Below are 25,979 nucleotides of genomic sequence, written 5' to 3'. Positions count from 1 at the left end.
ATATCAGCTCGCGCGTGGACCCAGGATCCCGCGGCGCACACGGCCTGGCGCCTCACCGAAGACTTCCTTGAATTTCTTGCTGAACGCGGCCTGGGATTGGTAGCCGACCTGTACGGCAATATCGCTCAGCCCCAAGTGTGAGTGACTGAGCAGGCTGAAGGCCAACTCCATGCGGACTTGCGTCAACAGCACCCACGGCGAGACACCGGCCACCTTGACAAATGCACGCATGAAGTTGGCCCGGGACATGCTCGCGATGTCCGCCAGGCCTTGGATGGTCCACTCGTGCGCAGGGTCCGCCAGCATTGCCTGCCAGGCCCGGCCCAGACGCTTGTCGCCGAGCAGGGCCAGCGAGCCGCTGTCCTGTCCCTGGCTGGCCAGATGCGCACGCAGAATCAGGGTGAACAGCGCCTGTGACAGGGCATCGAGCAAGAAGCGCGCGCCGACCTTATTCCCATCTGCTTCTGCGCGCATGACCTCCACCAGCGCCGGCAACGGCCCATTGGCCGGTAATGCGCCGCTGGGAATCACCAGGTATTCGGGCAAGGCGCCGAACAGCAACGAAGCCCGGTTGAAGTGAAAGCCTCCGCAAAGCATGTCCAGCTCCGCGCTGGCGCCGCCAATGCGATGAATCGGCAAGGTGCCCCCGGTCAGGATTCGGGGGGAGGTCGGCGTTACCGTTTTGCCAGGGCTGTGCATGACGTGAGGGGCACCGCGCGGCAACAGCAGGATGTCACCGGCACGCATGGGCAAGCGCTGCCCATCGGCAAACTCGACGCGGCATTCGCCGGCCAGCACGATGTGATAGGGCGCTGTGCCCAGGGCTTGCTGCCCGTGATCCATGGCCCAGTCGCCCTGGAACTGACAGCGCAGGTCCAGGCTGCCGCGCACGTTGGCCAGGCTGATGAGTTTATCGATCGCATTCATTTGAGCATTTCGCCAAAAAAACTGAGCGCATTGAGCAAAACCGAGTGGCGCCAGGGTGAAAAACTGAGGGCGTCAAAACAGTACACCCAACCCACTCAGGAGTTAATGCCATGTTCAATAACTGGTCCGAATTGTTGCCCACCATTCAGAAGGCCTTTGGCGCACTGGGCCGCAGCAACCCGAAAATGGTCAAGGCCTATATGGCGCTAGGGGAAGCCGCCAGCGAAAACAACGTGCTCGATGCCAAGACCCGCGAGCTGATCTCGATCGCCATCGCCGTCACTACCCGCTGCGACGGTTGCATCGCCGCCCACACGGACGCGGCGATCAAGGCCGGCGCGAGTCGCGAGGAGGTCGCCGCGGCCCTGGCAACTGCGATTTCGTTGAATGCGGGGGCGGCCTATATCTACTCGCTGCGGTCGCTTGAGGCGTATGACATGCTGAAAGCGCCGGTGTGATTTGTATGGGGGCATATCCGTTGCTGCGGTAAGGGCGGAACCATAAGCCGCCGTTACCGCAACAACGGATATACACACCAAAAAAACACCCCTCTCGGAACGAAATATCAAAACCTCGGTAAGCCTTTTTTGTTCAGTCAGCTGCGATTGTTTCAGATTACGCAATCAAGTCATGTAATTCCTGGACATTCTCTAAAAACCGTCCGCCAGTGAAACTGATCCCAGAAGCGATTGACGGTTTCGGGTCGTCGCAGCGTTCTCCATCCATCGGGAGATTCCCATGATCGACACGACTTGCACCGGCAACCTTCGGCCCGATACCTCCGTTGCGACTTACCAGGAGCACGAAAGCGGATTCCTGTTGCCCCAATTGATGGGCGCCTTGGCAAGCGAGTCCGCAGGTTTCGTCTCGAACGACCTGTGTCAGCAACGCGCGCACGGCACTTTGCTGGCGAAGGCTGGCGCCTTGGTGATGCGGGTGCTGAAGCTAACGCCGATCGGCTAACGCAGAACCCGTGGCGAGGGAGCAAACAATGAAGCGTCGCTTCGTGCGCACTTGAACATGGGGATGAAAGAGGTCGCTACTTTTCCGTTCAACGGGTTTGAGTTCGCTGTTTATTCGTACATTGGCTAGGCAGAAAACGAAAGCGGGCCATGCATTACGATCGACTAAGTCGACACCGAATCATGGCAGCAGACGCAAAGCTTGTTGCCATCGAGATCTCGAAAGTAGGCGCCGTAATAATCAGGGTGGTAGTGGGGTCTCAAGCCGGGTTCTCCCTCACACGTCCCGCCCAGTGCCAGCGCTGTCGCGTAGCTGTTCCTCACCGCTTCCCGGCTGGGGGCAAGCAGAGCCACCATTTGTCCGTTGCCGGGTTGGTGCACCTTGCCGTCAAAGGGTTTTCCAATCACGAAGATCGGGCGCGGTGAATGCTCGGCAATCCAGCCCGCCCAGCCTTTGTGGGCGTCGCTAAATTTCAATGTCAGGCCCAGCCCGGCCATGACCTTTGAATAGAACCCGAAGGCGCGATCAAAATCGGCGATACCTAGAAAAACATGCGAGATCATGATGACTACCGTTTTGCCGTGGGCGCGAGGGTTGTTTGAAATTCCAGCCTACGCTGCCACAGGAATCATCGCGCTGCCAAGTCCGGGCGGTTAGCGCTCCGGCTCAGACGCTCGGCGCCTGGCCTGCCGGGCTTCGGTGCCGACGACCAGCCAGATGCCAATCCCGGAGACCGCCATGCCCGAGACCATCTGCCATGAAAGCGGCTCGTTGAACATGGCCCACGCCCAGAGCATCGTAATGGGCGGGCTGAGGTACAGGACGCTGGCGACCCGGGTGGCGGTTGCGCGGCGCAGGCACAGCCAGTAGAGCCCATAGCCGCCCATCGTCGACAGGCCCGCGGTCCACAATACGCTCAGTGCAAAGCCTGTGCTGGGTATCGGGGCGAGGCTGCCATGGGCGGCTTCGACCAAGGCGAAGGCCAGTCCCGAAACGCAGCATTGCAGCCACAGGTTAGGCAACAGACCCAGCGATTGCGCGGGGGGGAGATATTTCTGCCACAAGGTCGCGACAGCGAGCGAGAGCATGCCAAGCAGCGGCAGGCCATAGGCCCACCAAGGCGCGTTGCCCCACGCCAGCGCGCCTTGGGTCACCAGCATGACGCCGAGCAGGCCGATGAGCAGCCCGGCCCAGATCTGCCAGGCCAGTCGTTGCCGCAGTACACCCGCAGCCAACAGCGCCAGGCCCATCGGCAGCAGGTCGGCGACAAGCGCGGCCAGGCCCGCCGGCACACCCAGGGCAATGCCTTGGGTGATACCGGCCAGGTAGCCCGCCATCGCCAGAAGGCCGATACCGGCATTTTTCAACAACACGACGGGCGAGGTTCGGCGCAGCGCTCTGGCGACGAAGGGCAACAGGACGAGCGTGACCACGACGCAACGCCAGAACACCACCAGCAATGCTGGCGCGTAATCAATGGAAAAACGCGCGCCGACGAAGCCGGAGCTCCACGTCAGCAGCAACGCCGCCTCGAGCAACGGCAACGGAATCAGCCAGTGCCAGTCGGGCTTGGGCAGGGAAGGGCAGTCCATCGATTTGGTCGGGTTCATGACCACAGGCTACGAAACCCGCGTAATCTAATAAATCAAAATGTAGTGCATCAGTTCTTCACGAAGATTGAATCATGACGGCCATACTCGATATCGACTTGATACGTACCTTTCATGCGGTGGCACGGATCGGCAAATTCAGTGCGGCGGCAGAGCAACTGCACAAAAGCCCGGCGGCGGTCAGCGTGCATGTTCAGCGCCTGGAAGCGGTCGCTGGCGGGCGTTTGCTCAACAGGGACAATCAATCGGTATCCCTCACTGCGTTGGGCAAGCGTCTGCTCGTGGCGACGACGGAACTGCTGAGCACCCACGACCGGGTGCTGGCCGATCTCCACGGAACCCGGCTGGCGGGACGCATTACGCTGGGGGTGCCGGATGAATACGCCGAACATGTCATTCGCGACATCCTCCCGACCTTCAACGCCGCGTGGCCCAACGTGGTGCTGGAACTCAAGACCGCGCCCAGCTACGCGCTACGTGACCTGGTCCAGCGCGGCAAGCTCCAGGCAGCGGTCGTTGCGCAGCCGAAGGGGCAGGTCAGTGCTGGCGGGCAAGTGCTGATTTCCACCACGCCGGTCTGGGTCGGTCCGGCCCACGTGACGGTGGCCTCTATGGAGCCATTGCCGCTGGCGGTGCATGCGGCGCAATGCCCTTATCGGCAAGCGATGATGGAGGCCCTCAGGCAAAGCGGCCGCAGGACCCGAGTCGTCCTGGAAAGCCCCTCCAACCAGGCCGTCAAGGCGTGTGTGGAGGCAGGGTTGGCGGTCAGCCTGATAGACCGCGCGCGGGTGACGGACGCCATGCAGATCCTCGAAGGCCTGCCGGTTATTCAGGAGCATGAGGTGGTGTTCATGCGAGCGCAGGCGTCACACGGCGATGAGGCCGTGGACCTGCTTTCCCGTGCCATGCAACAGTCTTTCCGGCTGTAGAGCCGGTCCAGGGACTGCTGCGCAGCCCCAAGACCAAACCCGCCAAACGATCAAGCCGACAGCGGCGGCGTCCGCGGTGGGATCAGGCGTTTGGAGCCAATCGATTCAAACGCCGAAGCCAGTCGCAACAGCGTCGAATCGTCATAGGCGCGGCCAGCGAACGTCAGCCCGACGGGCATGCCGATGTCCGCCATGACGCCCATCGGCACCGTGACAGTCGGCACGCCCAGGTGGCGGATGGCGAGGTTGCCATTGGCGACCCAGACGCCGTTGCTCCAGGCGATATCGGCAGACGCCGGGTTGATGTCCGCATCCGCCGGCCCGACGTCGGCGACGGTCGGGAAGATCACCGCGTCCAGGCCCAGCTGCGCCATCCAGTCCTCCAGATCGATTCGACGTGTCTCTTCAAGTCCACGCAGGCCGTCGGGCAGGGTCGGGATCTGGTCCCACGGCGTGATGCCGCGCTGGGCCATCTTCACGTACTCATCCATGCCGGCGGCCAGATCGTCCTCCCGGTTGGGCAGGGTGCCCGGGTCGTGGGGGAAGATCTTCGGTCCGTCGACGTCGGCCAGGCGATTCAACTTCGGATCGCCGTTGGCCCGCAGGAAATCATCGAATGCCCAGGCCGACAGGTCCCACAACTCATGGTGCAGGAACTCCTTGGAAACCAGGCCGCGGGTGAAGACCGTCGGTGCGCCAGGACGATCGCCCTCGCAGTTGGACACCAGGGGGAAATCCACCTCGACCACTTCGGCACCACAGGCCTCAAGCGCCTTGCGCGCTTGCTCCCAGAGCTCGATCACCGAGGCGCGGGTGATGATTCGCTGCCCCGTCGGGCCGCCGATGCCGGGGGCCGGGGCCGTGCCTGCTTCAGGGTCGGCGTTGATGTACATCCGAGGAACGCCGAACCGAACGCCTGCCAGCGCACTTGGGTGGCTGGCAAGGCTCGGATACGAGGCCGGGCGAACCGAGTCGACGCTCGGAATCGGCACCCAGGGTTGCAGGCGCCACAGGTCGCCACGGGTGTCGAGGTCCTCGGCGACCACCACGTCCAGCACTTCGAGCAGGTCGGCCATGGTCCTGGCGTAGGGCACGACGACGTCCATGGTCGGCGTCAACGGCCAGTTGCCACGCACCGAGATCACGCCGCGCGACGGCGTATACGCGCACAAGCCGTTGTTCGACGCCGGACCGCGTCCGCTCGACCAGGTTTCTTCGGCAAGGCCGAACGCCGCGAAACTGGCGGCAGTTGCCGTGCCCGCACCGTTCGAGGAGCCCGAGGCAAAGGGCGCGGTGAGGTAGTCGCCGTTGTACGGGCTTTCGGCACGGCCATACACCCCGCGCTGCATGCCGCCGTTGGCCATGGGCGGCATGTTGGTCTTGCCCAGGCAGATGGCGCCGGCGGCGCGAAGCCGCTCGATGGTGAACGCATCGCGATAAGCAACCAGGTCCTTGAACGCCGGGCTGCCGGAAGCGGCAGTGAGCCCCTTGACCAGGTAACTGTCCTTGGCCGTATAGGGAATGCCGTCGAGCGGCCCCAGGGTCTGGCCGCTGGCCCGACGGGCATCGGAGGCCTGGGCCTCTTTCAATGCATCGGGGTTGCGCACCACCACCGCGTTGAGGGCTGTGGGCGTATCGGGGCCGTCGTAGGCATCGATCCTGGCAAGGTAGGCCTGGACAAGCGCCACCGCCGTTGTCTGGCCCGACTCCAGCGCAGCGCGCAATTGGGCAATGGAGGCTTCGGTGATTTCGATCATGCTGTTAGCGCCGCGGCAGAGGGATGGCGGGGTGTTCGGGTCCATTGAAGTTGCTCCTGAGACTTCAGGTCATCTCAAAGTGGATATTTATCGGACTTGCGCACTGTACTACGGAATAGCGATCAGGGGCAGTTCAGGTTTGACCGAACTGCCTCTCTAACGAGCCAAAATTTTCCACCTTCAGACTTCGTTAAGAAACGACCTCGATACTTTCTCCCAATAGCCCGAGGGAGAACGTTGACTCATGCCCGATTTCGACTGGAACATCCACCTGCCGCTGGCCTTCGGTGATGCCGGCCCGCCGGTTCGCCACTTGCACCGGGCTTTGCCGGGACAAGCGCGGCGAGATGAGTTCGAAGCGTTCATCCAGCAGCGTTTTCGCCAGGTCCACGGTGCCGACATTCGTCATTTCATGCCGGAGCTGTTCGGGCTCGACGATGTCCACGGCACGCTCTGCGCTGCCGCTGGCGTGCGCCGCGCCGCACAGGGGCCGCTGTTCCTCGAACGTTATCTGGACAGCCCCATCGAGCCCTTGATCAGTGCCGCCGCTGACCGTCCGGTGGACCGCGCCGGCATCGTCGAGGTTGGCAATCTGGCCGCCAGCGACACGGGCAGCGCCCGGCTGAGCATCATCGCGATCACTTATCTGTTGGCCATGGGCGGTCTGGAGTGGGTTGCGTTCACTGGCAACATCGGCCTGGTCAACAGCTTCCATCGCCTGGGTCTCAAGCCTGTGACGCTGTGCCCGGCCGACCCTCAGCGCCTCGGCGAGGACCGCCATCTCTGGGGCCGCTACTACGAAAGCCAGCCGTGGGTTCATGTCGGAAACATCCGCGCCGGTTTCATTCATCTGCGCAATACCGGCCTGTTCAATCGTCTGGGATTGTCGACGGACCTCGGAGAAACCAGCCATGTCGCCTGAAATGGAACGCTTCAAGCGCACCCTGCGTGGTCATGCCGAGCGCAGGGGCCACGCCGTGGCGCTGTGGGGCGACGGCTCGCAGCTCGACTACGCGACGCTTTATTCCGAAGTGGTATACCGCCAGCAACGCCTGCGCGATGAACACATCAGCGTGGTCGCCCTGGCCCTGGACAATGGCATCGAAGCGATGCTCTGGGACCTTGCCGCACTGTTCGAAGGGCTCACCTGCGTCTTCCTGCCCGGTTTTTTCAGCCAGGCTCAACGTCGGCACTGCCTGGAACAGAGCCAGGCCGAGCGTGTGATTGCCGAGCCTGCGTTCGAGGCGGAGCTGCAAGCCGCTGGCTACCAGCACAGTGGCGAGTTCTGGCGGCGGCACTTCGACGGACCGAGCCGTCTGCCGGCGGGCACCGCCAAGCTGACCTTCACCTCCGGTACCACCGGCACGCCCAAAGGCGTCTGCCTGAGCGCCGACAGCCTGTTGCGGGTGGCCCGTGAACTGGAGCAGGCCAGCCAACCGGTCGAGGCCAGGCATCACCTGGCGTTACTGCCCCTGGCGATTCTGCTGGAAAACCTTGGTTGCTACGCGGCGTTGTATGCCGGTGCCATGCTGAGCCTGCCCAGCCAGAAGACCCTCGGCATCCAGGGTGCCAGTGGGGTCGACCCGACGCGTCTGCTGGGATGCCTGGCCGAGCGTCGGGCGCAGAGCCTGATCCTGGTTCCGCAGTTGCTGTTGATGTTGGTCACGGCTGCCGAACAGAAGATGTTCAACCCGCACATCGTGCGATTCGCTGCCGTCGGCGGGGCACGGGTGTCCCACGATTTGTTGCAGCGGGCCCAGCGTGTTGGCCTGCCGGTGTTTGAAGGCTATGGGCTGTCGGAATGCGCCTCGGTGGTCTGCCTCAATCGGCCACAGGCCCACCGTGCCGGCAGTGTCGGCCAGCCGCTGCCCCATGTGGAGATCCGCTTGGCCGATGACGGCGAAGTCCTGATCAAGGGCTCGACGCTGCTCGGTTACCTGGGTGAGCCACCGCACACCAGCGAATGGTGGCCCAGCGGCGACCTGGGCGAGTTCGACGAAGAGGGTTTTCTTTACCTGCGCGGGCGCAAGAAGCACCAGTTCGTGACCAGTTTCGGGCGCAACGTGAACCCCGAATGGGTTGAAGCCGAACTCACCCAGGGCGGTGACATTGCCCAGGCCTTTGTCTATGGCGAAGCCATGCCGCACAACCATGCACTGCTCTGGCCCGCCCGGGCCGACTGCACGGATCAAGCGCTGGAGCTGGCCGTGGCCAAGGCCAACGACACGCTGCCCGATTACGCGCGGGTCCATCACTGGACGCGCCTGGACCAACCCTTCAGCGCTGCCAACGGCATGCTCACCGCTAATGGCCGGCCACGCCGGGAGGCCATCGTCGAGCATTACCGCGCGCAGCTCACTTCATCTGTCTTGTCCGAGGAATCCCCATCATGAGTTTTTTTGACACGTTGCAAGAAGCCACCCAGCAAGAACGCCAGACCCTGTTCAATCTGCCGATCATTCGTGACGCCCTCAACGGCCAGGTCAGCCTGGCCAGTTACCGGGGCTTCCTGATCCAGGCGTATTACCACGTGCGCCATACCGTACCGTTGATGATGGCGTGCGGGGCGCGCCTGCCGACGCACCTGGAATGGCTGCGCAAGGCCGTGTGCGAATACATCGACGAAGAGTACGGCCACGAGCAATGGGTGCTGGATGACATTGCCGTGTGCGGTGGCGATAAGGAAGCGGTGCGCAACGGCCAGCCCTCGTTGCCCATCGAGCTGATGGTCAGTTACCTCTACGACTTGATCGCCCGAGGCAACCCGGTAGGCCTGTTCGGCATGGTCAATGTGCTGGAGGGCACCAGTATCGCCCTGGCGACCCATGCCGCCGACAGCATCCGCGAGCGCCTGGAATTGCCGCCCACGGCGTTCAGCTACCTCAGTTCCCATGGATCGCTCGACATCGAGCATATGCAGACCTATCGCGGCCTGATGAACCGCCTGGACGATCCGGCGGACCAGGCTGCGGTGATCCATGCCTCCAAGGTGGTGTACCGGTTGTACACCGACATGTTCCGCGGCCTGCCGCGCGACGGGGAGCATGAACATGCGCTTGTGTGATGCGCGTGTCGTGCTGACCGGTGCCAGCGGCGGAATTGGCCAGGCCATCGCCGCCGCCCTGTGTGCCAGTGGCGCGCGGGTCCTGGCCGTGGCCAGGCATCGCGAAGCCTTGCAGCCGTTGCTGGAGCAGTATCCGCAGCACTTGAGCTGGGTCGAAGCCGACCTGACCTTCCTCGCCGACCGGCGCAAAGTGCTGGTCGCCGCCGAAGCCCAGGGCGGCATCAACCTGCTGATCAATGCGGCCGGCGTGAACCACTTCGCCATGCTCGAGCAACTCGACGACAGCGAGATCAACGCCATGCTGGCGCTGAACATCAGCGCGCCGATCTGCCTGACCAAACTGCTCTTGCCGCTGCTCAAGCAAGCTGACAGTGCGATGGTGGTCAACGTCGGCTCGACCTATGGATCAATCGGTTACCCGGGATACGCCAGCTACTGCGCCAGCAAGTTTGCCTTGCGCGGTTTTTCCGAAGCCTTGCGCCGGGAGTTGGCCGATACCCGTGTCGGGGTGCTCTACGTAGCGCCCCGGGCCACCCGTACCTCGATGAACAGTCCGGCGGCCGATGCGCTCAACCAAGCCCTCAAGGCCAACGTCGACGACCCGCAAACCGTGGCGGCGGCGGTGATCCACGCGATTATCGGCGACCGACGCGAGCTGTATCTGGGCTGGCCCGAACGCTTTTTCGTCGGCCTCAACAGCCTGCTGCCCAACCTGGTGGACCGTGGCCTGCGCAAGCAGTTGCCACTGGTGCGCCGTCTCAGTCATAAACCCGAAAACGAGCACCTCAAGCCATGAAAAAAATCTTCGCTTGCCTGTTGATCGGCACCCTGAGCCAAAGCGTCTGGGCGTTGGAGGCGGCCGACCAGCAACGTCTCGGCGACATCCAGCAGAGTTGGGCCCATATTCAATATGAAGTGCCTGAAGGCCAACGCGCCGATGCGTTCGAAAAACTCGCCGTCCAGGCATCGGCGTTCAAGCAGGAGCGCCAATCGGTGGCCGAAGCGTGGATCTGGTCTGGCATCGTCAACAGCAGTTGGGCCGGTGCCAAGGGTGGGATCGGCGCGCTGGGCAAGGTCAAGGATGCCAAGGGCGACCTGGAAAAAGCCCTGACCCTGGACCCCAAGGCCCTGCAAGGCTCGGCCTACACCAGCCTCGGCGCACTCTACGACCGGGTGCCGGGCTGGCCCTTGGTTTCGGCGACTCGGACAAGGCCGAGCAATTGCTCCAGCAGGCTTTGCAACTCAACCCGAACGGCATCGACAGCCTGTACTTTTGGGGCGATCACCTCTACCGTCAGAAGCGCTATAGCGAAGCCAAGGCAGCGCTGCAAAAAGCCTTGCAGGCAGCACCGCGGCCAGGTCGAGAAACGGCCGATGCCGGGCGCCGCAAGGAGATCGACGCTTTACTGGTGGATGTGAACAAGAAACTGAACTGACAGGAGCGGATGTGCGTTTATTACTGATCGAGGATGACGTGGCCTTGGGGGAGGGCATCCATCAGGCCCTGAGTCGCGAAGGTTATACCGTCGACTGGGTGCAGGACGGCAGCAGCGCCTTGCATTCGTTGCTCAGTGAAACCTTCGACCTGGCGGTGCTCGACCTGGGCCTGCCACGCATGGACGGCCTGCAAGTGTTGCGGCGCTTGCGTGACAGTGGTTCCAACCTGCCGGTGCTGATCCTCACAGCCCGCGATGCCACCGAGGATCGCATCGCCGGGTTGGACGCCGGGGCCGATGATTATCTGGTCAAGCCCTTCGATCTGGCGGAACTCAAGGCCCGGCTACGGGCCTTGTTGCGCCGCAGCGCCGGCCGCGCCCAGGCGTTGATCGAACATGCCGGTATCAGCCTGAACCCCGGTACCCAGCAAGTCAGTTACCAGGGCAAGCCGGTGGCGCTGACACCCAAGGAATATCAGCTGCTCCATGAGCTGCTCTCGCCGCCGGGCCGAGTCATGACCCGCGATCATCTGATGCAGCTGCTCTACGGCTGGAGCGAGGAGGCCGAGAGCAACACGCTGGAAGTGCACATCCATCACCTGCGCAAGAAATTCTCCACCGACCTGATCCGCACCATCCGCGGTGTCGGTTACCTGGTGGAGGAGCGTCGATGAGTTCGATCCGGCGTCGTACCCTCACGTTGATCCTCGGCCTGCTGTTCCTTGGCCTGTTGATCATCACCGTATTCAACCTGCATGACAGCAACCACGAAATCGCCGAGGTCTACGATGCCCAGTTGGCGCAGAATGCCCGGCTGTTGCAGGGCGTGATGCGCATGCCGATGGCGAGCAAGGAACACGCCGAGCTGTATCAGGCGTTCAATTCGGCGCTGGGGCAGGCGGTTCCCAGGGTCGATGGCCATCCCTATGAAAGCAAAATTGCTTTTCAAGTCTGGAACTCACAAGGTTCGGTGCTGGTTCATACCTCCAGCGCACCCTCGTTCACCTCACCGCCGGGCGCGCCCGGTTTCAGTGAGGTCGTGGACCAGAAGAACCGTAAGTGGCGGGCGTTCGTCCTGGACGATGCGCAATACGGCTTGAAGATCTGGGTGGGCGAGCGCGACGACGTGCGTGCCGACCTGGTCGATCGCATTGTTCGTCACACTGTCGTGCCCAACCTGATCGGCAGCGTGGTGCTTGCCGCAGTGATCTGGCTGGCCATCGGCTGGGGGCTCAAACCCCTGGTCGATATGGCGGCGAAGTTGCGCGCCAGGCATCCCGGCTCACTGGAACCCCTGCAAATGATGCCGCTCCCTACGGAGCTTGAGCCCATGCAGGCGGCGCTCAACCGCGTCTTGGCGCAGATCCAGGAGGTGATGGGCCGTGAGCGGCGTTTCATTGCCGACGCCGCCCATGAAATGCGTACGCCCCTGGCCGTGCTGCGGGTGCATGCACAGAACCTGATGGAGGCGGGAAGCGAGCAAAGCCGGCGCGAGTCCCTGGAGCACCTGATCGCTGGCGTCGATCGCACTACGCGCCTGGTCAATCAACTGCTGACCATGGCGCGGCTCGAACCGCAGGCAGGTGTTCCGACGCCTGCGGTCATCGACCTGCCCGCCACGGTTCGTGCGAGCCTGGTTCAACTGACGCCCTGGTTGTTGAGCAAGGGGCTCGAGCCGGTGCTGGACGTCAGCGATGACATCGGCCCGGTTCGAATCGACCCGGTGGTCATCGACATCGCCCTGAACAACCTGGTGACCAACGCGGCCAATTTTTCTCCGGCCAACGGCACGATCACAGTGAGCCTGGCCAGGAAGGGCGATCACTATGAGTTGTCAGTCGAAGACCAGGGGCCGGGTATCGACGAGGCCGAGCGTGAGCGGCTCTTCGAGCGGTTCTACAGCCGCGGCAATGACCAGGGGGCTGGGCTGGGCCTGACGATCGTGCGCACCATCGCGGATCGTCTGGGAGGGCGCATTCGCTTGGAAAATCGCACCGAGGGTGGGCTGTGCGCGACCTTGGAAATAGGGCGCTTCTAAGCGGTTTCCCGACGCCATGACAGGCCAGCCCCTGGTGGTGGGCTCAAGCCGGCGTATCGGCCGTGGATTGTTCGGCGAGAAAGGCGACTATCTCGTCGACCGTGCTGCGTGCCGTGCGTGTAACGCCGATCAGGGTGGCGGAAGCCGACCCCGTCCACTCGCCGTAGCCGACCAGCCACAGCCTGGGCTCTTGTATCGAGCGGGTGCCCTCGACCTCCACACGGCCCTCGTTGTTGAGCACCTCCAGCGTATCAAGGTGCTGCAGGGCGGGCCTGAATCCGGTGCACCAGATCACCACGTCCACGTCTGATTCGCGGCCGTCGGCCCAGATCACGCCGTTGCGGGTAAAGCGCTCCAAAGGCCTGACGGCCTGAAGGACGTTGCGTTCACGAGCCTCGACCACCGGCGGCACCATGACGATGTCACCCAACCCTCCCACGGGTTGGTCGATGATGCGACCTTCCTGTTGGGCCTTCCAGCGTTCGGTGGCGCGCTCGAACAACACGCGCCCATCCACTTCGTCGGGAAGGAACAGTGGCTCGACGGGAGTGACCCAAGTGGTCTCGGCGATTTTCGACACCTCGGCCAGAATCTGCGCCCCTGAATTGCCGCCGCCCACCACCAGGACTCTCTTGCCAGCGAAAGGGGACGCCTCGACATAGTCCGCCGAATGCAGTTGCTGGCCGGCGAACAAGGCCGCATCAGGGTAGCGAGGGATGTAGGGGTTGCTCCAGGTGCCCGTTGCGCTGACCACGACCCGTGCGTCCCATTGCCTGTCCCGGGAATGGACGCGCAAACCCGTTTCCGTGGGTTCCACACGGGTGACCTGTACCGGCCGCACCACGGGAAATCGATAGCGCTGTTCATACTGCTTGAGGTAGTCGATCACGTGGTCTCGTGACGGATAGCCATTTTGTGTGGGGGGCATCATCCAGCCGGGGATCGAACTCCAGGTCGCCGGGGAAAAGAGTCGTAGCGAGTTCCAGCCATGCCGCCAGGCACCACCGGGTTCTTCCTGGGCGTCGAGGATGACGAACGACAGAGGCGTACGCCGCAGGAAATAGGCCACCGCCAAGGCCGCTTGGCCGCCACCGATGATGACTACGTCAAATGTATCGGGCTGTGAGCGGGGCATGACGGCGAATCCTTTGGTCGAGTGAGAGCCTGTTGCGGAGCTCCAAGGGTGACTGGCAAGGTTCAATGGCCGTTCTAAAAGAACGGCCATTGCGCCTCTCAGCTACGTTTGCAGGTCTTGACGCCCAACAACGAATAGATCGGGCAGAAGCGCATGAAACCGGTGGCCAATGGCACCAGGCCGATCCAGCCCCACGCGCCGATCAAGCCGGTCAGGCTGAGGATGATGAGGGCAAGCCCCACAGCGATACGTGCGCCCCGGTCAATGGTTCCAATGTTGGCTTTCATGACAATCTCCCGATCAATGGCTGCGCCGGGTTTCCAGCGCGGTGAACAACAACATGCCCGCCAACATGGCCAGCATGAACACAAATGCTTGCCAGTGTCCGGTCAGCAGGATGGCCACGGCAGGGCCAGGGCAGATGCCGGCGATACCCCAGCCGATACCAAACACCAGGCTGCCACCGATCAGGCGTGGGTCCAGTTCTCGCTTGACCGGCAACTGCATGGGGCTGCCCAGCAGCGACTGAGTCTGTTGGCGCGCCCAGGCCAGGGGGGCGATGGCGGTGCCAATCGCCCCGATCATCACCAGCGCCAGGGACGGATCCCAGGCACCGGCCAGATCCAGGAAACCCAACACTTTTTTCGGGTTGGCCATGCCTGCCAGGAGCAGCCCGAAGCCAAAGAGCAGGCCAGCGATGAATGCCGTCAGTTTGCGCATGTTCAAATCCCCATCACGTGACGCAGGACAAATACCGTGGTGAAACCGCTGAGCATGAAACACGCGGTGGCGACCATCGAGCGCGGTGAAAGGCGCGATAGGCCACACACGCCATGGCCACTGGTGCAGCCCGAACCGTAACGAGTGCCGACACCCACCAACAGGCCGGCGACAATGAGGCCGAGCCAGCCGCTCTGGAACTCGATCGGCGGCAAGGTGGCAAACACGCCCCATAACAGCGGCGCGACAAGCAGGCCCAGGAGAAACAGGGCCTTCTCGCCCAGCCCTTCGCTGCCACGTTGCAAGAGGCTGCCGATCAGCCCGCTGATGCCGGCGATCCGGCCGTTGGCGACCACGAACAGGCTGGCCGCCAAGCCAATCAACATGCCGCCGGCCAGGGATGCCCACGGCGTAAAGTTGAGCCAGTCAATATTCATCAGCGTTCTCCGCTACACATCGTTGATATTCCATCTGGTTTCAACCCAGGACCTTTACCAGCAGGGCGACCGCTACCAGCGTCGACACGAGGGCGAAGCCTCTTTGCAGATAGGGTTCCGGCAACCTCGCGGCGACCAGGCGCCCGCCGAGCATGCCGACGATGGCCCCCATGGAAAAGGGTAGCGCTATTGGCCATTGCAGGTGGCCCATCGCCGAACTCGCCAGCACCCCTGACATGGAAACCAAAGCGATGACGGTCAGCGACGTGGCGAGCACCGACTGCGTGGTCAAATTGGTGTACCGCTGGAGCGCCGGAACCATGACGAAACCACCGCCCACGCCGAGCAGTCCGGAAAGCACCCCAGCGACCATGCCAGAAGCCGTGAGCGCCCACGCGCAAGGGCCGGTCCAGTTCAGCTTGCCGCGATTTTCGTCCAGGACACAGGGCGGTGGTTTGCGCGTGGCGGACGTCTTTGCCCAGACACGAGAGGGCAGTGATTTTTGCAATGCCCGGAACGCCACGTACATCAGCAACAAGGCAAACAGGATCGTCAGCGGACGGTTGGGCGTGCGCTGCGCCAACCAAAGGCCCAGCGGTGAACAGATGACCCCCGCACTGGCCGTCACCAGTGCAGCCTTGTAGCGCACGATGCCATTGCGCAGGCCCATCACGGCGCCCAGGGTGGCGGCCAGGCCCACCGCCAGCAATCCAATGGGCCCGGCTTCGGCCATGCTCAAGCCCACGCCAAAAACCAGGAACGGGACGGCGAGTATGCCGCCGCCGGCACCGGTCAGCGCCAGGATCACGCCCACCGTAAAACCCAGTACCAGGACGGTAATCATCTCGGTCTCCTGGAGGTGAAGGTTGATTTCATAGGTCCGCCAGTTCAGGTTTTGCCAGCCATTCACGGCCCTTGAGCATGGCTTTCCAGTACAGCGGTGGAAGAATTCGCTCTTTAAGTAGCCAGGCGAGCCACGAAGGCCGAGTACCGTCGATCAGCCAGGACGGGAAACTGGGGGCGAGCTTGCCGCCATAGGTGAATTCAGCGAGAACGACCTTGCCCCGTTCCACGGTCAGCGGGCAGGAACCGTAGCCGTCGTAATGGGCGCTGCCCTTGGCCTTGCCCATGGCCGCCAGCACGTTATGGGCGACCACGGGCGCCTGCTTGCGCGCCGCCGCTGCGGTCTTTGCGTTGCTGGTATTGGTCGCATCGCCCAACGCGTGAATATTCGCCCAGGCCTTATGCCGCAAGCTGTCGGGATCGACATCGATCCAGCCCGCCCCATCGGCCAGGGGGCTTACGCGGATAAAATCCGGCGCTACCTGAGGGGGCACCACATGCAGCAGGTCGAAGTCGTGCGTCACCAGGTGCGTACTGCCATCGGCCTTGACGCACCTGAAGGTCGCCGTTTGTGCCGGTCCATCGACAGACGTCAGCGTACTGCCGAAATTCAGGTCGATCCCATAGGCGTGGACGTACTCCATCAAGGCTGGCACGTAGTCGGGAACGCCAAACAGGACTGTCCCGGCGCTGCAGAAGTCGATCTCGATATCGCCGAGTACCCCTTGGCGTCTCCAGTGGTCGGCGCACAGGTACATCGCTTTTTGAGGGGCCCCGGCGCATTTGATCGGCATGGGGGGCTGCGTGAAAATCGCCCGGCCACTGCGCAGTTGCTGCACCTGTTCCCAGGTGTAGGGGGCCAGGTGGTACAGATAGTTCGAGGTGACGCCGTTGCGCCCCAGTGTCTGCGGCAAACCTTCAATGGCATGCCAATCCAGTTTAAGGCCCGGGCACACGATCAACTGCTCGTAGCGGACCACGCGGCATCCATCGAGAATAATGGCGTCGTTTTCAGGTTCGAAGGCCGCGACAGCCGCTTTGATCCAATGCACGCCCCGGGGAATGGTCGCGCCCATCGTGTGGGCCGTTCTGTGCGCGTCGAAGACGCCACCGCCGACGAGGGTCCAGCCGGGCTGGTAATAATGCACATCCGCCGGATCGATAATGGCAATGTCCAGGCCCGGCTCGCGGGCCAATAGGCTTGAAGCTGCCGCGATGCCCGCCGCACCGGCGCCGACAATGACCACGGCATGCCGGGCTTCGGCCACGCCAACGGGCGTGCGTCCCTCGTTGGCAATTCTACGGATGACGCCTTTCATGTCGAAGCCGGCTTTGCTGGCTGTTTCGACAATCCGTGGCAAGGGCTGCTGGCCGGCCTGGGACAGGGCCCACATCGTCGTCGAGCGCATGCCGGAGCGGCAATACGCCAACACTGGCTTGGGTAAGGACTCGAACAATTTACCGAAGGCAACGCCCTGTTCGTCGGTCACCTTGCCGGACTCTGCGGCAAGGTAATGCGCCTCGATGCCCATCGCTTGTGCCGCACGCTGGATGTCGGCAAACAAAGGTTGATCGCTGCCTTCACCATCAGGGCGGTTACAGATGATGGCGCGAAAGCCGCTGGTTTTGATCTCACTCATCTGGTCGGGATGAATCTGCCCTGAGATCGAGAGGCCGGACGCAAGGTGGCGGATGTCCATGACTGTCTCCGTGATGACGGTTTTTCTTATGAGAGGGGGCGGGTCTTCAGAGCCGATTGAGTGGGATTTTCAGGTAGCACGTGCCGTTCGACTCCGGCTCCGGGAAATGCCCGGCCCGCATGTTGACCTGGACCGATGGCAGGATGAGCGTCGGCATTTCCAGCGAGGCATCGCGCTGGGTGCGCATCGCCACGAATGCTTCTTCACTGATGCCGTTACGGACATGGACATTGTCGGCACGTTGCTCGGCGACGGTGCTGGAAAATTGCACCTCGCGGCCACCCGGTTGGTAATCGTGACAGGTGTAGAGGAGGGTGTTGGCCGGCAGGCTCAAGACCTTGTTGATGGATCGGAACAACGTATGCGCGTTGCCCCCGGGGAAATCACACCGTGCGGTACCGTAGTCGGGCATGAACAAGGTGTCGCCAACGAATGCCGCCGTTTCCTGGCCATCGCTGATGACATAGGTCATGCAGGCGGGCGTGTGGCCCGGTGTATGGAGCGCACGGCATTGCAGCGTTCCGACTGTAAACGACTCGTCATTGACGAACAGATGGTCGAACTGACTGCCATCGCGGGGCATCTGCCCACCTGTGTTGAACAGCGTGCCAAAGACTTCCTGCACGGCGGTAATCTGGCTGCCGATCCCTATCGTGCCACCGAGTTTTTCCTTCAGGTACGGGGCGGCGGTGAGGTGGTCGGCATGGACGTGGGTTTCAAGAATCCATTCGACCTTCGCCCCCAGCTCGATCACCCTGGCCATCAGCTTGTCGGCCGAGGTGGTCGTGGTACGGCCTGATTTGGGATCGTAATCCAGGACGCTGTCGATCAACGCGCACTGGCGGGTCACTTCGTCCAGCACCAGATAGCTGACAGTGTGGGTCTCAGGATCGAAAAATCCTTCGACGTACGGTTTTACGGTCATGAACGGTCTCCTTCGGGGCTCTCAGCCGCTTGAAGAACAGACACAGCAATAATGCTGCCATGTCGATCATGGGTTGCTTGTAAACGCTAACCGTATGATTTTATTGGTTTAAATTCATGGGTGCCGACAAGGTCTCTTCCGATGTCCAGACAATTGAACTGCCATTGGCAGCGTTTGTTGGCATAGTGGCAGTGTCAACCTTACTGGATGAATCACTGGAGCCGCGATGACACACAGCCTGCCGCCCACCCAAGACCTGCTTCCGCATCCAGACCAGGTGCAGTCCCTGGTCTCGTTTCTGGAGCACGAGCCCCAGCCGATGATCGTCCTCGATCCCGATTACAACATCCTGGCGGCAAACACGGCTTACCTGCGTCAGTTCGGCAGCGCCGACAAGCCGTTCATTGGCCATAAGTGTTATCGGGTTTCCCACCACTACGATGTGCCTTGTGACCAGGCCGGTGAGAACTGCCCGATGAAAAAGGCCAGGGAGATGCGCAGTCCGGATCGGGTCTTGCACATTCATCACACACCGCGCGGGCCCGAACACGTCGATGTGGAATTGCGCCCGATCCTGAATGAGCAGGGTGTCATCACCGCTTATGTGGAACGTCTTACCCAAGTGCGTAGCGCATCGGCACGGCCCAGCAACGAGGGGCTGGTGGGCAGTTCGCCGGCCTTTAATCAGGCGCTGCTGGAGCTGCAGCGGGTCGCGCCCTCGATGTTACCGGTCCTGCTGCTGGGAGAGTCCGGCACAGGCAAGGAGCTGTTTGCCCGCGCCGTTCATGAAACCAGCGAGCGGGCCGCGGGGCCTTTTGTCGTGGTCGATTGCTCCGGGTTGACCGAAACCTTGTTCGAGAGCGAGCTGTTCGGCCACGAGAAGGGCGCGTTTACCGGCGCCACTGTGCGCAAGGTGGGCCTGGTGGAGACGGCCCAGGGCGGCACGCTGTTTCTCGATGAGATAGGCGACGTTCCTCTGGCCATGCAGGTGAAACTGTTGCGACTGATCGAGTCTGGAACCTATCGCCGTGTCGGCAGTGTGGAAACCCTGCACGCGGATTTCAGGCTGGTGGCCGCGACCCATAAGCCGTTGGAGAAAATGCTCGAGAAAGGCGAGTTCAGGCAGGACCTGTACTACCGCATCAGCGTGTTTCCCATCCATTTACCGCCCTTGCGGCATCGCCTTGAAGACATCGGCTTGTTGGTGGATTCGTTCCTGCAACGTTCCGGGATCAGTAAGCGTCGACTGACCATCGATCCCGAGGCGCTGATGCAATTGCAGCGGTTTTCCTGGCCGGGCAATATCCGCGAGCTGCGCAATGTCCTGGAAAGAGCTGCGCTGTTTGCCGACGACGGCGTCATTCACGCCTTGCATCTGCCCGCGCCCCCCGTGGCGTTGTTCGCCCCAGCCTTGACGCCTGCGCCCGACAGCAGGGACCTGGACCAGCTCCTGGCCACTTTCAAAGGCACCCGCAGCGAACTGGCCAGACACCTGGGCGTGAGTGAACGCACGTTATACAGGCGGTTGAAGGAGCAGGGCCTGGCCTGATCGCCGGGAGACAGGCCTAGCGAGCTGGCGTGCCCATGTGGTCCTGGTGCTGCATCATCTGCTCCATCATCATCTGTTGCATGCCCATGTACCTGTCCATCATGTACTGGTGCTGCTTCATCTGCTCGGGCGTCATCCGGGAATAGTGGTTGCCCATTTGTTTCCAACCCATCATCGGGCCGTTTCCCTTCATGTGGCCGCCCATCATGCCACCTCCGCAACACCCCATCATCCCATTCATCATCTGCATGCTTTGCCGCATCGAGGCCTGGTGTTCTTGCATGAGTTTCTGGCGTTGCGCCGGATCGCTGGTGTTCTGGATCTGGGTCATTTGTTCCTGCATTTTTTCCAGGTTTTCCTGGGCCGTCGCCATTTGCTGATCGAATTGCTCGACGCTCATCGACGACTGGGGCGCCTTGGCGGCGTCGGTGGCTTGCTGGGCAAAGGTCAGCGTGGGGAAAAGCACCGCGGTCAGGGCGAGGGCGGCGAGTCTGGATGCATTCATGGTTCAGGTCCTTGCGGGGTGGGTGGCAGGGAATGCCGGGCCGGACTTCGGCGATGTCCAGCCCGACTTGCTCATTGACACAGGCCTGCCTTCAACCCATCTGCTGCGGCGCAATCACCCACACGCTGCAGGGCATCTTGTACAGCAGGCCTTCGACGGTGCTGCCGATCAGCTTGTCCAGGCTGCCATAGCGCACGCGCCCCATGACGATGACATCAATGCCATGGGACGCGGCGTATCTCGCCAGCACCTTGGCCGGGTCACCCATGATCATGCGTCGCTGGTCCGGGGCGATGCCATTGCGTTCGGCCAGTGCATCGAAGGCCGCACCCTGGGACTCGTAGAGCTGGCGGGCCAGGGTCGAGGAGAAGAACATCGAACCGTTGCCAAAACCGTATTCTGCGGCGGTGATGGACGAAAGGTCATAGGCGTAGATGACTTCCAGCGTCGCGTCGCAGCTGGTGGCCAGCTTGTTGGCTTCGCTCAGGATCCGGTCATTGAGGCCTTCGTAGCGTCCGTCCTGATGGAACGGGTCGATGGCGGCCAGGATCTTGCGCGGACGGGCGTGGGCGACCTTGTTGACGAAGTGCAGTGGAACCTCGCATTCGCGCAGCAGATGCACGTCCAGCGGCGTGAACATCAGTCGGGAAAACCACGACTCGGGGTCCACCGACTTGATCAGCGCATCCATAGGCGCTTCCTTGAGGTGGACCAGGATCTCCTGCAAGGGGCGCTCGACCCACGTCACTTCTGTCGTGACCTCGATGCCGAGGTTGCGCAGGGGCCTGGCCTGTTCCTCCAGCCACTGCCGATGGCGCTCGATGTAGCCCAGGCGCATCTGCTCCAGTGCTTGCTCATTGACCAGGCCGGCCGTGGCCAGGCCTTCGAGGTAGTCAAAAGCGACGATGTGCAGCGCCGCGCCTTCGGCCTTGGCCAGTGCGGCAGCCCGGTCGAACGCCGGGCTGTGTTCCATCAGTGGCGAGACGACCAGCATCAAGCGTGATTGCGTAAACATGACAAACCTCCCGGGCAAGGACCTGTTGGCGCCGGGCGAGGTTTCGCGCGGCGTGGTGTCTGTCATTGATCATGAGCGCCATGGAGCTCGCTAACTTGATTTGCATCAAACACGCTGCAAAGCGTTGAATTGAAGGCGGCAACGGCGAGGCAATCGCGCTATGTTTGAGCATGATCAGTCGCCCCAGGGCACGAGCGCCGCCGGCTCGGACCGCTGGATCGAGTGACAACCGCAGACAGTGCCAGGGAGCCGTAACCATGACTGAAACCCTGGCCTTCGCCAATGCCGCCGCCGCACTGGGAATCGGCCTGCTGGTGGGGCTTGAGCGCGAACGACGCAAAGGCGAGGGCGACCGGCGCGACTTCGCCGGTTTGCGCACCTTCGCCATCACGTCCGTGCTCGGCTACCTGGCGGTCCAGGCGGGCGGCCCCCTGTTGCTGGGGGGCATGACCCTTGCCCTGGGCGCTTTGGTGACCGTGGCCTATTGGCGAAACCTCGACAAGGATCCCGGGATTACCAGCGAGGTGGCCTTGTTCGCGGTATTGGCACTGGGCGCGCTCTGTGCGAGCGCCCCGGGCCTGGCGACCGCGATTGGGGTGGTGATGGCCGGGCTGCTTGCCAGCCGCCAGGCGTTGCACCACTTTGCCCGCAAGCAGTTGACCGCTACCGAGATGCGCGATGGCCTGGTGCTGTTGATCGCCGCGCTGGTCGTGCTCCCGCTGGCGCCGGATCGCTTCCTCGGACCTTATGACGCAATCAACCTGCGCAACCTGTGCACGCTCACCGTTATGCTGATGGCGGTGGGTGCACTGGGGCATGTCGCGGTTCGAACCCTGGGGACCCGCTATGGCTACGCTCTCAGTGCGATTGCCTCTGGATTCGCCTCCGCCACGGTGACGGTCGCGACCATGGGTGGCATTGCGGCCAAAGACCCGATCAATCTCAAGGTGGTGAGCGCCGCGGCAGTGTTATCCAACCTGGCGACGGTGGTTCAAATGGGCCTGATCCTCACGGCCGTGGACCCCGCGCTGTTGCGTTGGATGTGGGGCTCGCTGCTGTGCGGGATGCTGATGGTATTGCTCTACGCCGGCGTGCTGATGTTTCCCCGCCCAAGGGCGCGGGCCGATGAGCCCATCAAGCATGGCGGTGCCTTCAGCCTCAAGCTGGCGGTGACGATGGTCCTGGCGATGACCGCTATCACCGTCCTCTCGTCGGCAATGCTCGATGCGTTTGGCCAGGCCGGGGTGACCGTCACCGCGATTTTCAGCGGGTTGCTCGACGCCCACGCCTCGACAGCCTCCATCGCTTCCCTGGCCAAGGGCGGGTTGTTGCCCTTCGACGGCGTCGCCGTGCCGATCTTGATCGCGTTCAGCAGCAACTCCCTGAGCAAATGCGTGGTGGCCTGGCTCAGTGGCGGGCGAAGGTTTGCCGCGTATGTAATTCCCGGCCAGGTGCTGTTAACGCTGGCGATGTGGGTGGGGCTGTTGCTCCCGAGTTTGTCAGCCTGAATGATGGCCGTTTGATAAAGATCAAGTCCCGTCCGTGGCATATGTTCATTCTGGAACCCTCAATCCTTTAAGTGGCTGTCGCCACGTGCCGAGGTGTTCCATGTCCCAGACTCAACGTTTATTGCTAGTGGCGCCTGACGCCATGATCCGTACGCCGGCGTTCGACCGCGCCACCGAGTTGGCCCTGGCGCTGGACCTGCCCCTGCACATCGTGGCGTTCGACTACCTGGAGTTGCTCTCGGTGGCCGGTCTGTTCGCCCCGGAGCAGGTCAAGCAAGCGCGTGAGGGCTATCTGGAAACCCATCGGCATTGGTTGTGGCAACAGGTCGAACTGGCGCGCCGGCACGGCGTCGAGGTGACCTGTGAGGTGGTTTGGAGCAAGGATGCCTTCCAAGCCTTGCAGCAATACGTCACGGAGATGCCGATGGCGTTGATCATCAAGGACGCGCAGCCGGAACCGGCGATGAAGCGGGTGTTTTTCACGCCTCTGGACTGGCGCTTGTTGCGTGACTGCCCGGTGCCAGTGCATCTGGTCACGGATTCGCGTAACCCGCGGCCTCGGCGGGTCCTGGCGATCGTCGATGTGCTGCGCAGCGAGGAGCAGGACCTGGTGTTCAACGACCGGATCGTCGACGCCGCGGTCAAACTGGCCGAGCAATGCAACGCCCAGGTCGAGTTGCTGCACGCCTTCGATTGGACGGCGGTCTACGCCTCGGACATGGGCATTGGTGCGCTGCCCCTGGCCACCGGGCTCTATGAAGCGTTGGGCCAGGCGCAGCATGAGGTGTTCGAGTCCCTGGCCGAGCGGCATGGGGTCGTACCGCAGCAGCGCCACTTCATCGAAGGGGCGCCGCTGAACAGCATTTGCACGTTCGCCAGCGATCACCAGATCGATGTCATCGTCATGGGTACCACGGCACATCATGGCCTGGACAAGCGCCTGGGCACCACCGCCGAGCTGCTGCTGCAACGGGCGCCTTGTAGCGTGTTGGCGATCAAGCCGCAAGTGTGATTGGAGCAACGCTGCGCGAGGCCATACCAAGGCCTCGCGCGGCGTCCGGAGCTAAAGGTAGAGCCGGTGGATAACCTGCCGGGTGTCATCGGGATCGCTGTGGGTTTCAAAACCCAGGCTGTGGGCAAGCTCTCGCATTGGGGCATTGCTGGCCGCGTCCACGGAGTACATCTGGCGGTAGCCATTTTTACGCGCGGTGTCGATCAGGTGTTCCATCAATAACGTCCCCAGCCCCAGGTGTTGCCAAGGGTCGGCGACCGTCACTGCGCACTCGCATTCGTGTTCCTGGGTCGCGCAATAGCGGCTGACCCCGATCTCGATCAACTCGCCGTTGTCATGAACCAGGGCGATGTAGGCCATGTGCGTCTTGCAGTCGACATCCATCAATTGATCGAGCAGCGCCGCGCCTGGCTCATTGATCTGCGCCAGGAAGCGCATGTGCCGGGACTCCGGTGACAGGCGCATGATGAAGTCGTATTCGCGCTGGCGGTCCTGCTCCCTGAGCGGGCGGATCAAGACATGCCGGCCGTCCTTGAGTGCCTGGATCCAGTGTTTGCCACTGATGCTGGCATACAGGGCAGCGGCGCGTTCGTTGTGGTCTTTGACAGTAAGCATGGTGCGATCCTCCCTCGGATGTGCACGTGCGGTGCGATAAATAGCTACGCATTCGGTACTGTTCTACGCCCGCCACGGCGATCGATTCTGATCTGGATCAGTGCCCGCGTATCCGTCCATCGATTGCCCTGCCTTTGATTCAGATCAAACCGTCCGGGGCCTTGATGGGCGCACGCTGAAGATCGCGCCGGAAAAGGCCGGTGCAAGGTTTCGGGCCTGAGTCGATCTGCCCGATGGAGGTGTGCGATGGGGCAATACCAGCGTCTGCTATTGATCGTCGAACCGGATCTGCACCCCTCCGCAGCGATGCGCAGGGCCTGTGCCCTGGCCCGGGCCAGCGGCGCGGCGCTGCATTTGTGCGCTTTCGTCCAGCCGCCGGCGCGTACCCACTTGTGGGGTGAAAAAACCGACGAAGCGAGTGTGCAGCGTTATTTGCATCACTACCGTCGCTGGATGGTAGAAGAGGCGGAGCTGCTCAAGGAGGAAGGCCTGGATGTGACGACTCACGTGGTGTGGACGCTCCATCCGTTGCTGGACATCCTGCGCTATGTCGAGCAGTTCCAACCTGACCTGTTGATCAAGGACGTCACCCTCGAACCTTTGCTCAAGCGCGTGTTCGCCACGCCCCTTGACTGTCATTTGTTGCGCGACTGTCCGGTGCCGGTGCATCTGGTCAACCAGGCGGTACACGGCTTGCCGCGCCGGGTCGTGGCGGCGGTGGACCCCTCGGACCCCGAGGCCAATGCCTTGAACGAGTGCATCGTCCAGACGGCCACCGCGCTGGCCCGGCAATGCGACGCCTCGTTGCATCTGTTGTATGCCTGCGACTTGTCGCCGGCCTTCAATGGCGAAGCCTCGTTGCTGGCCGGTGCCTGGGATGACGACTTTGCCGACGCCCTGCGCGAATCGCTGCATGCGGCGTTTATCAGCCTGGCCGAGCGCTGTGGCGTACCAGCGGAACGTCGGCACTTTGTCGTTGGCCTGCCGGTGCCGGTCATCCGTGAGTTCATCGACGAATTCGAGGCCGACGTGGTGGTGATGGGCACTGTGCACCGCGCCGGTCTTGAGCGTTTGATTGGCAGCACGACAGAACGCGCCTTGTATTCGGTGCCGGGCAGTGTGCTGGCGGTCAAGGGATGAGTACGGCCACGTTGTGAGGCCGGCGCTCCGGGGGCTTGGTTTGCCTGGGCTGAGGGAGGGCAGGTTGCAGACTCGTTACAGGGGATTTTCTGTGGTCGCCGGACTTGTGCTCACCACGACCCCATGTGGGAGCGAGCTTGCTCGCGAAGGG

The 25,979-nt window shown here is 62.5% G+C and carries 27 protein-coding genes and 1 pseudogene; 14 read left to right on the top strand and 14 right to left on the bottom strand.

What is annotated here, in order from left to right:
- Positions 1 to 3 precede the first annotated feature (3 nt).
- Positions 4 to 927 carry an AraC family transcriptional regulator gene (locus AB4O22_RS13075; RefSeq protein WP_013693143.1) on the bottom strand — a complete coding sequence of 308 codons (924 nt, stop codon included), beginning with the start codon at positions 925 to 927 and terminating at the stop codon, positions 4 to 6.
- A 110-nt stretch (positions 928 to 1,037) separates the two neighbouring features.
- Between AB4O22_RS13075 and AB4O22_RS13070 the strand changes: the two genes are divergently transcribed.
- Together AB4O22_RS13070 and AB4O22_RS13065 are read left to right on the top strand one after the other, a co-directional pair.
- On the top strand, positions 1,038 to 1,385 hold the full coding sequence (locus AB4O22_RS13070) for a carboxymuconolactone decarboxylase family protein (RefSeq protein ID WP_003201101.1): 348 nt from the start codon (positions 1,038 to 1,040) through the stop codon (positions 1,383 to 1,385).
- Positions 1,386 to 1,665: 280 nt separating this feature from the next.
- Complete coding sequence (locus AB4O22_RS13065; protein ID WP_003201103.1) at positions 1,666 to 1,890, top strand: hypothetical protein; 225 nt, start codon at positions 1,666 to 1,668, stop codon at positions 1,888 to 1,890.
- Between the two features lie 164 nt (positions 1,891 to 2,054).
- On the opposite strand, the gene AB4O22_RS13060 is transcribed toward AB4O22_RS13065, so the two are convergent.
- Both AB4O22_RS13060 and AB4O22_RS13055 read right to left on the bottom strand, forming a co-directional pair.
- Positions 2,055 to 2,453, bottom strand: coding sequence for a VOC family protein (locus AB4O22_RS13060; RefSeq protein WP_003201106.1), 399 nt, complete (start codon positions 2,451 to 2,453; stop codon positions 2,055 to 2,057).
- 90 nt (positions 2,454 to 2,543) lie between these two features.
- Entirely contained in the window at positions 2,544 to 3,500 is a 957-nt protein-coding gene (locus AB4O22_RS13055) for a DMT family transporter (RefSeq protein WP_003201108.1), read from the bottom strand.
- Positions 3,501 to 3,574: 74 nt separating this feature from the next.
- Between AB4O22_RS13055 and AB4O22_RS13050 the strand changes: the two genes are divergently transcribed.
- Positions 3,575 to 4,429 (top strand): LysR family transcriptional regulator, encoded by an 855-nt coding sequence (locus AB4O22_RS13050; protein WP_460096446.1) that lies wholly within the window; start codon positions 3,575 to 3,577, stop codon positions 4,427 to 4,429.
- A gap of 50 nt (positions 4,430 to 4,479) precedes the next feature.
- Here the strand turns inward: AB4O22_RS13050 and AB4O22_RS13045 are convergent, their stop codons facing one another.
- On the bottom strand, positions 4,480 to 6,186 hold the full coding sequence (locus AB4O22_RS13045) for an amidase (protein WP_027912294.1): 1,707 nt from the start codon (positions 6,184 to 6,186) through the stop codon (positions 4,480 to 4,482).
- 244 nt (positions 6,187 to 6,430) lie between these two features.
- Here AB4O22_RS13045 and AB4O22_RS13040 point away from each other — a divergent pair, with 244 nt between their 5' ends.
- The 7 genes and pseudogenes from AB4O22_RS13040 (at position 6,431) to AB4O22_RS13010 (ending at position 12,724) form a co-directional block, all read left to right on the top strand.
- Complete coding sequence (locus AB4O22_RS13040) at positions 6,431 to 7,108, top strand: thermostable hemolysin (RefSeq protein ID WP_223471769.1); 678 nt, start codon at positions 6,431 to 6,433, stop codon at positions 7,106 to 7,108.
- On the top strand, positions 7,098 to 8,579 hold the full coding sequence (locus AB4O22_RS13035) for an AMP-binding protein (RefSeq protein ID WP_460096445.1): 1,482 nt from the start codon (positions 7,098 to 7,100) through the stop codon (positions 8,577 to 8,579). Before AB4O22_RS13040 ends, AB4O22_RS13035 begins: the two co-directional genes overlap by 11 nt.
- Positions 8,576 to 9,250 (top strand): TenA family transcriptional regulator, encoded by a 675-nt coding sequence (locus AB4O22_RS13030; RefSeq protein WP_003201118.1) that lies wholly within the window; start codon positions 8,576 to 8,578, stop codon positions 9,248 to 9,250. The genes AB4O22_RS13035 and AB4O22_RS13030 overlap by 4 nt, the downstream gene beginning before the upstream one ends.
- Positions 9,237 to 10,046, top strand: coding sequence for an SDR family oxidoreductase (locus AB4O22_RS13025; RefSeq protein ID WP_053162455.1), 810 nt, complete (start codon positions 9,237 to 9,239; stop codon positions 10,044 to 10,046). Before AB4O22_RS13030 ends, AB4O22_RS13025 begins: the two co-directional genes overlap by 14 nt.
- Positions 10,043 to 10,686 (top strand): annotated as a pseudogene (locus AB4O22_RS13020) (tetratricopeptide repeat protein). Before AB4O22_RS13025 ends, AB4O22_RS13020 begins: the two are co-directional and overlap by 4 nt.
- Positions 10,687 to 10,697: 11 nt before the next feature.
- On the top strand, positions 10,698 to 11,360 hold the full coding sequence (locus AB4O22_RS13015; RefSeq protein ID WP_003201124.1) for a response regulator: 663 nt from the start codon (positions 10,698 to 10,700) through the stop codon (positions 11,358 to 11,360).
- Entirely contained in the window at positions 11,357 to 12,724 is a 1,368-nt protein-coding gene (locus tag AB4O22_RS13010) for a sensor histidine kinase (RefSeq protein WP_223471771.1), read from the top strand. The genes AB4O22_RS13015 and AB4O22_RS13010 overlap by 4 nt, the downstream gene beginning before the upstream one ends.
- Before the next feature lie 43 nt (positions 12,725 to 12,767).
- On the opposite strand, the gene AB4O22_RS13005 is transcribed toward AB4O22_RS13010, so the two are convergent.
- From AB4O22_RS13005 to AB4O22_RS12975, 7 genes are all read right to left on the bottom strand, one after another.
- Complete coding sequence (locus tag AB4O22_RS13005; protein ID WP_223471772.1) at positions 12,768 to 13,859, bottom strand: ArsO family NAD(P)H-dependent flavin-containing monooxygenase; 1,092 nt, start codon at positions 13,857 to 13,859, stop codon at positions 12,768 to 12,770.
- Positions 13,860 to 13,957: 98 nt separating this feature from the next.
- Positions 13,958 to 14,146, bottom strand: a complete 189-nt coding sequence (locus AB4O22_RS13000) for a YgaP family membrane protein (RefSeq protein ID WP_460096444.1) — start codon at positions 14,144 to 14,146, stop codon at positions 13,958 to 13,960.
- 13 nt (positions 14,147 to 14,159) lie between these two features.
- Positions 14,160 to 14,579, bottom strand: a complete 420-nt coding sequence (locus AB4O22_RS12995) for a DUF6691 family protein (RefSeq protein WP_223471774.1) — start codon at positions 14,577 to 14,579, stop codon at positions 14,160 to 14,162.
- Positions 14,580 to 14,581: 2 nt separating this feature from the next.
- On the bottom strand, positions 14,582 to 15,016 hold the full coding sequence (locus AB4O22_RS12990) for a YeeE/YedE family protein (protein WP_223471775.1): 435 nt from the start codon (positions 15,014 to 15,016) through the stop codon (positions 14,582 to 14,584).
- Between the two features lie 40 nt (positions 15,017 to 15,056).
- Entirely contained in the window at positions 15,057 to 15,860 is an 804-nt protein-coding gene (locus tag AB4O22_RS12985) for a sulfite exporter TauE/SafE family protein (RefSeq protein WP_223471776.1), read from the bottom strand.
- 28 nt (positions 15,861 to 15,888) lie between these two features.
- Positions 15,889 to 17,559, bottom strand: a complete 1,671-nt coding sequence (locus tag AB4O22_RS12980) for a bifunctional protein tyrosine phosphatase family protein/NAD(P)/FAD-dependent oxidoreductase (protein WP_223471777.1) — start codon at positions 17,557 to 17,559, stop codon at positions 15,889 to 15,891.
- Between the two features lie 46 nt (positions 17,560 to 17,605).
- Complete coding sequence (locus tag AB4O22_RS12975) at positions 17,606 to 18,484, bottom strand: MBL fold metallo-hydrolase (protein WP_223471778.1); 879 nt, start codon at positions 18,482 to 18,484, stop codon at positions 17,606 to 17,608.
- 226 nt (positions 18,485 to 18,710) lie between these two features.
- On the opposite strand from AB4O22_RS12975, the gene AB4O22_RS12970 reads away from it, so the two are divergent.
- Complete coding sequence (locus tag AB4O22_RS12970) at positions 18,711 to 20,033, top strand: sigma-54 interaction domain-containing protein (RefSeq protein WP_223471779.1); 1,323 nt, start codon at positions 18,711 to 18,713, stop codon at positions 20,031 to 20,033.
- A 16-nt stretch (positions 20,034 to 20,049) separates the two neighbouring features.
- Here AB4O22_RS12970 and AB4O22_RS12965 read toward each other — a convergent pair whose 3' ends face one another.
- Together AB4O22_RS12965 and AB4O22_RS12960 are read right to left on the bottom strand one after the other, a co-directional pair.
- Entirely contained in the window at positions 20,050 to 20,538 is a 489-nt protein-coding gene (locus tag AB4O22_RS12965) for a hypothetical protein (protein WP_223471780.1), read from the bottom strand.
- Positions 20,539 to 20,629: 91 nt separating this feature from the next.
- Entirely contained in the window at positions 20,630 to 21,553 is a 924-nt protein-coding gene (locus tag AB4O22_RS12960; RefSeq protein WP_460096442.1) for a universal stress protein, read from the bottom strand.
- A gap of 257 nt (positions 21,554 to 21,810) precedes the next feature.
- On the opposite strand from AB4O22_RS12960, the gene AB4O22_RS12955 reads away from it, so the two are divergent.
- Both AB4O22_RS12955 and AB4O22_RS12950 read left to right on the top strand, forming a co-directional pair.
- Positions 21,811 to 23,061 carry an MgtC/SapB family protein gene (locus tag AB4O22_RS12955; RefSeq protein WP_223471782.1) on the top strand — a complete coding sequence of 417 codons (1,251 nt, stop codon included), beginning with the start codon at positions 21,811 to 21,813 and terminating at the stop codon, positions 23,059 to 23,061.
- 100 nt (positions 23,062 to 23,161) lie between these two features.
- Entirely contained in the window at positions 23,162 to 24,073 is a 912-nt protein-coding gene (locus AB4O22_RS12950; protein WP_223471783.1) for a universal stress protein, read from the top strand.
- Positions 24,074 to 24,124: 51 nt separating this feature from the next.
- Here the strand turns inward: AB4O22_RS12950 and AB4O22_RS12945 are convergent, their stop codons facing one another.
- Positions 24,125 to 24,688 carry a GNAT family N-acetyltransferase gene (locus AB4O22_RS12945; protein ID WP_223471784.1) on the bottom strand — a complete coding sequence of 188 codons (564 nt, stop codon included), beginning with the start codon at positions 24,686 to 24,688 and terminating at the stop codon, positions 24,125 to 24,127.
- 246 nt (positions 24,689 to 24,934) lie between these two features.
- Here AB4O22_RS12945 and AB4O22_RS12940 point away from each other — a divergent pair, with 246 nt between their 5' ends.
- The gene (locus tag AB4O22_RS12940; protein WP_460096441.1) at positions 24,935 to 25,828 is read left to right on the top strand and encodes a universal stress protein; all 894 of its coding nucleotides are present in this window, start codon (positions 24,935 to 24,937) and stop codon (positions 25,826 to 25,828) included.
- Positions 25,829 to 25,979: the final 151 nt, after the last annotated feature.

The organism is Pseudomonas sp. S3_B11 (assembly GCF_054667715.1).
This window is presented reverse-complemented; position numbering and strand designations above follow the sequence as displayed.

Coding starts and splice junctions, on each gene's coding strand:
- AB4O22_RS13075 (WP_013693143.1), bottom strand. CDS start 927: ATGAATGCGATCGATAAACTCATCAGCCTGGCCAACGTGCGCGGCAGC.
- AB4O22_RS13070 (WP_003201101.1), top strand. CDS start 1,038: ATGTTCAATAACTGGTCCGAATTGTTGCCCACCATTCAGAAGGCCTTT.
- AB4O22_RS13065 (WP_003201103.1), top strand. CDS start 1,666: ATGATCGACACGACTTGCACCGGCAACCTTCGGCCCGATACCTCCGTT.
- AB4O22_RS13060 (WP_003201106.1), bottom strand. CDS start 2,453: ATGATCTCGCATGTTTTTCTAGGTATCGCCGATTTTGATCGCGCCTTC.
- AB4O22_RS13055 (WP_003201108.1), bottom strand. CDS start 3,500: ATGAACCCGACCAAATCGATGGACTGCCCTTCCCTGCCCAAGCCCGAC.
- AB4O22_RS13050 (WP_460096446.1), top strand. CDS start 3,575: ATGACGGCCATACTCGATATCGACTTGATACGTACCTTTCATGCGGTG.
- AB4O22_RS13045 (WP_027912294.1), bottom strand. CDS start 6,186: ATGATCGAAATCACCGAAGCCTCCATTGCCCAATTGCGCGCTGCGCTG.
- AB4O22_RS13040 (WP_223471769.1), top strand. CDS start 6,431: ATGCCCGATTTCGACTGGAACATCCACCTGCCGCTGGCCTTCGGTGAT.
- AB4O22_RS13035 (WP_460096445.1), top strand. CDS start 7,098: ATGTCGCCTGAAATGGAACGCTTCAAGCGCACCCTGCGTGGTCATGCC.
- AB4O22_RS13030 (WP_003201118.1), top strand. CDS start 8,576: ATGAGTTTTTTTGACACGTTGCAAGAAGCCACCCAGCAAGAACGCCAG.
- AB4O22_RS13025 (WP_053162455.1), top strand. CDS start 9,237: ATGCGCTTGTGTGATGCGCGTGTCGTGCTGACCGGTGCCAGCGGCGGA.
- AB4O22_RS13010 (WP_223471771.1), top strand. CDS start 11,357: ATGAGTTCGATCCGGCGTCGTACCCTCACGTTGATCCTCGGCCTGCTG.
- AB4O22_RS13005 (WP_223471772.1), bottom strand. CDS start 13,859: ATGCCCCGCTCACAGCCCGATACATTTGACGTAGTCATCATCGGTGGC.
- AB4O22_RS13000 (WP_460096444.1), bottom strand. CDS start 14,146: ATGAAAGCCAACATTGGAACCATTGACCGGGGCGCACGTATCGCTGTG.
- AB4O22_RS12995 (WP_223471774.1), bottom strand. CDS start 14,579: ATGCGCAAACTGACGGCATTCATCGCTGGCCTGCTCTTTGGCTTCGGG.
- AB4O22_RS12990 (WP_223471775.1), bottom strand. CDS start 15,016: ATGAATATTGACTGGCTCAACTTTACGCCGTGGGCATCCCTGGCCGGC.
- AB4O22_RS12985 (WP_223471776.1), bottom strand. CDS start 15,860: ATGATTACCGTCCTGGTACTGGGTTTTACGGTGGGCGTGATCCTGGCG.
- AB4O22_RS12980 (WP_223471777.1), bottom strand. CDS start 17,559: ATGGACATCCGCCACCTTGCGTCCGGCCTCTCGATCTCAGGGCAGATT.
- AB4O22_RS12975 (WP_223471778.1), bottom strand. CDS start 18,484: ATGACCGTAAAACCGTACGTCGAAGGATTTTTCGATCCTGAGACCCAC.
- AB4O22_RS12970 (WP_223471779.1), top strand. CDS start 18,711: ATGACACACAGCCTGCCGCCCACCCAAGACCTGCTTCCGCATCCAGAC.
- AB4O22_RS12965 (WP_223471780.1), bottom strand. CDS start 20,538: ATGAATGCATCCAGACTCGCCGCCCTCGCCCTGACCGCGGTGCTTTTC.
- AB4O22_RS12960 (WP_460096442.1), bottom strand. CDS start 21,553: ATGTTTACGCAATCACGCTTGATGCTGGTCGTCTCGCCACTGATGGAA.
- AB4O22_RS12955 (WP_223471782.1), top strand. CDS start 21,811: ATGACTGAAACCCTGGCCTTCGCCAATGCCGCCGCCGCACTGGGAATC.
- AB4O22_RS12950 (WP_223471783.1), top strand. CDS start 23,162: ATGTCCCAGACTCAACGTTTATTGCTAGTGGCGCCTGACGCCATGATC.
- AB4O22_RS12945 (WP_223471784.1), bottom strand. CDS start 24,688: ATGCTTACTGTCAAAGACCACAACGAACGCGCCGCTGCCCTGTATGCC.
- AB4O22_RS12940 (WP_460096441.1), top strand. CDS start 24,935: ATGGGGCAATACCAGCGTCTGCTATTGATCGTCGAACCGGATCTGCAC.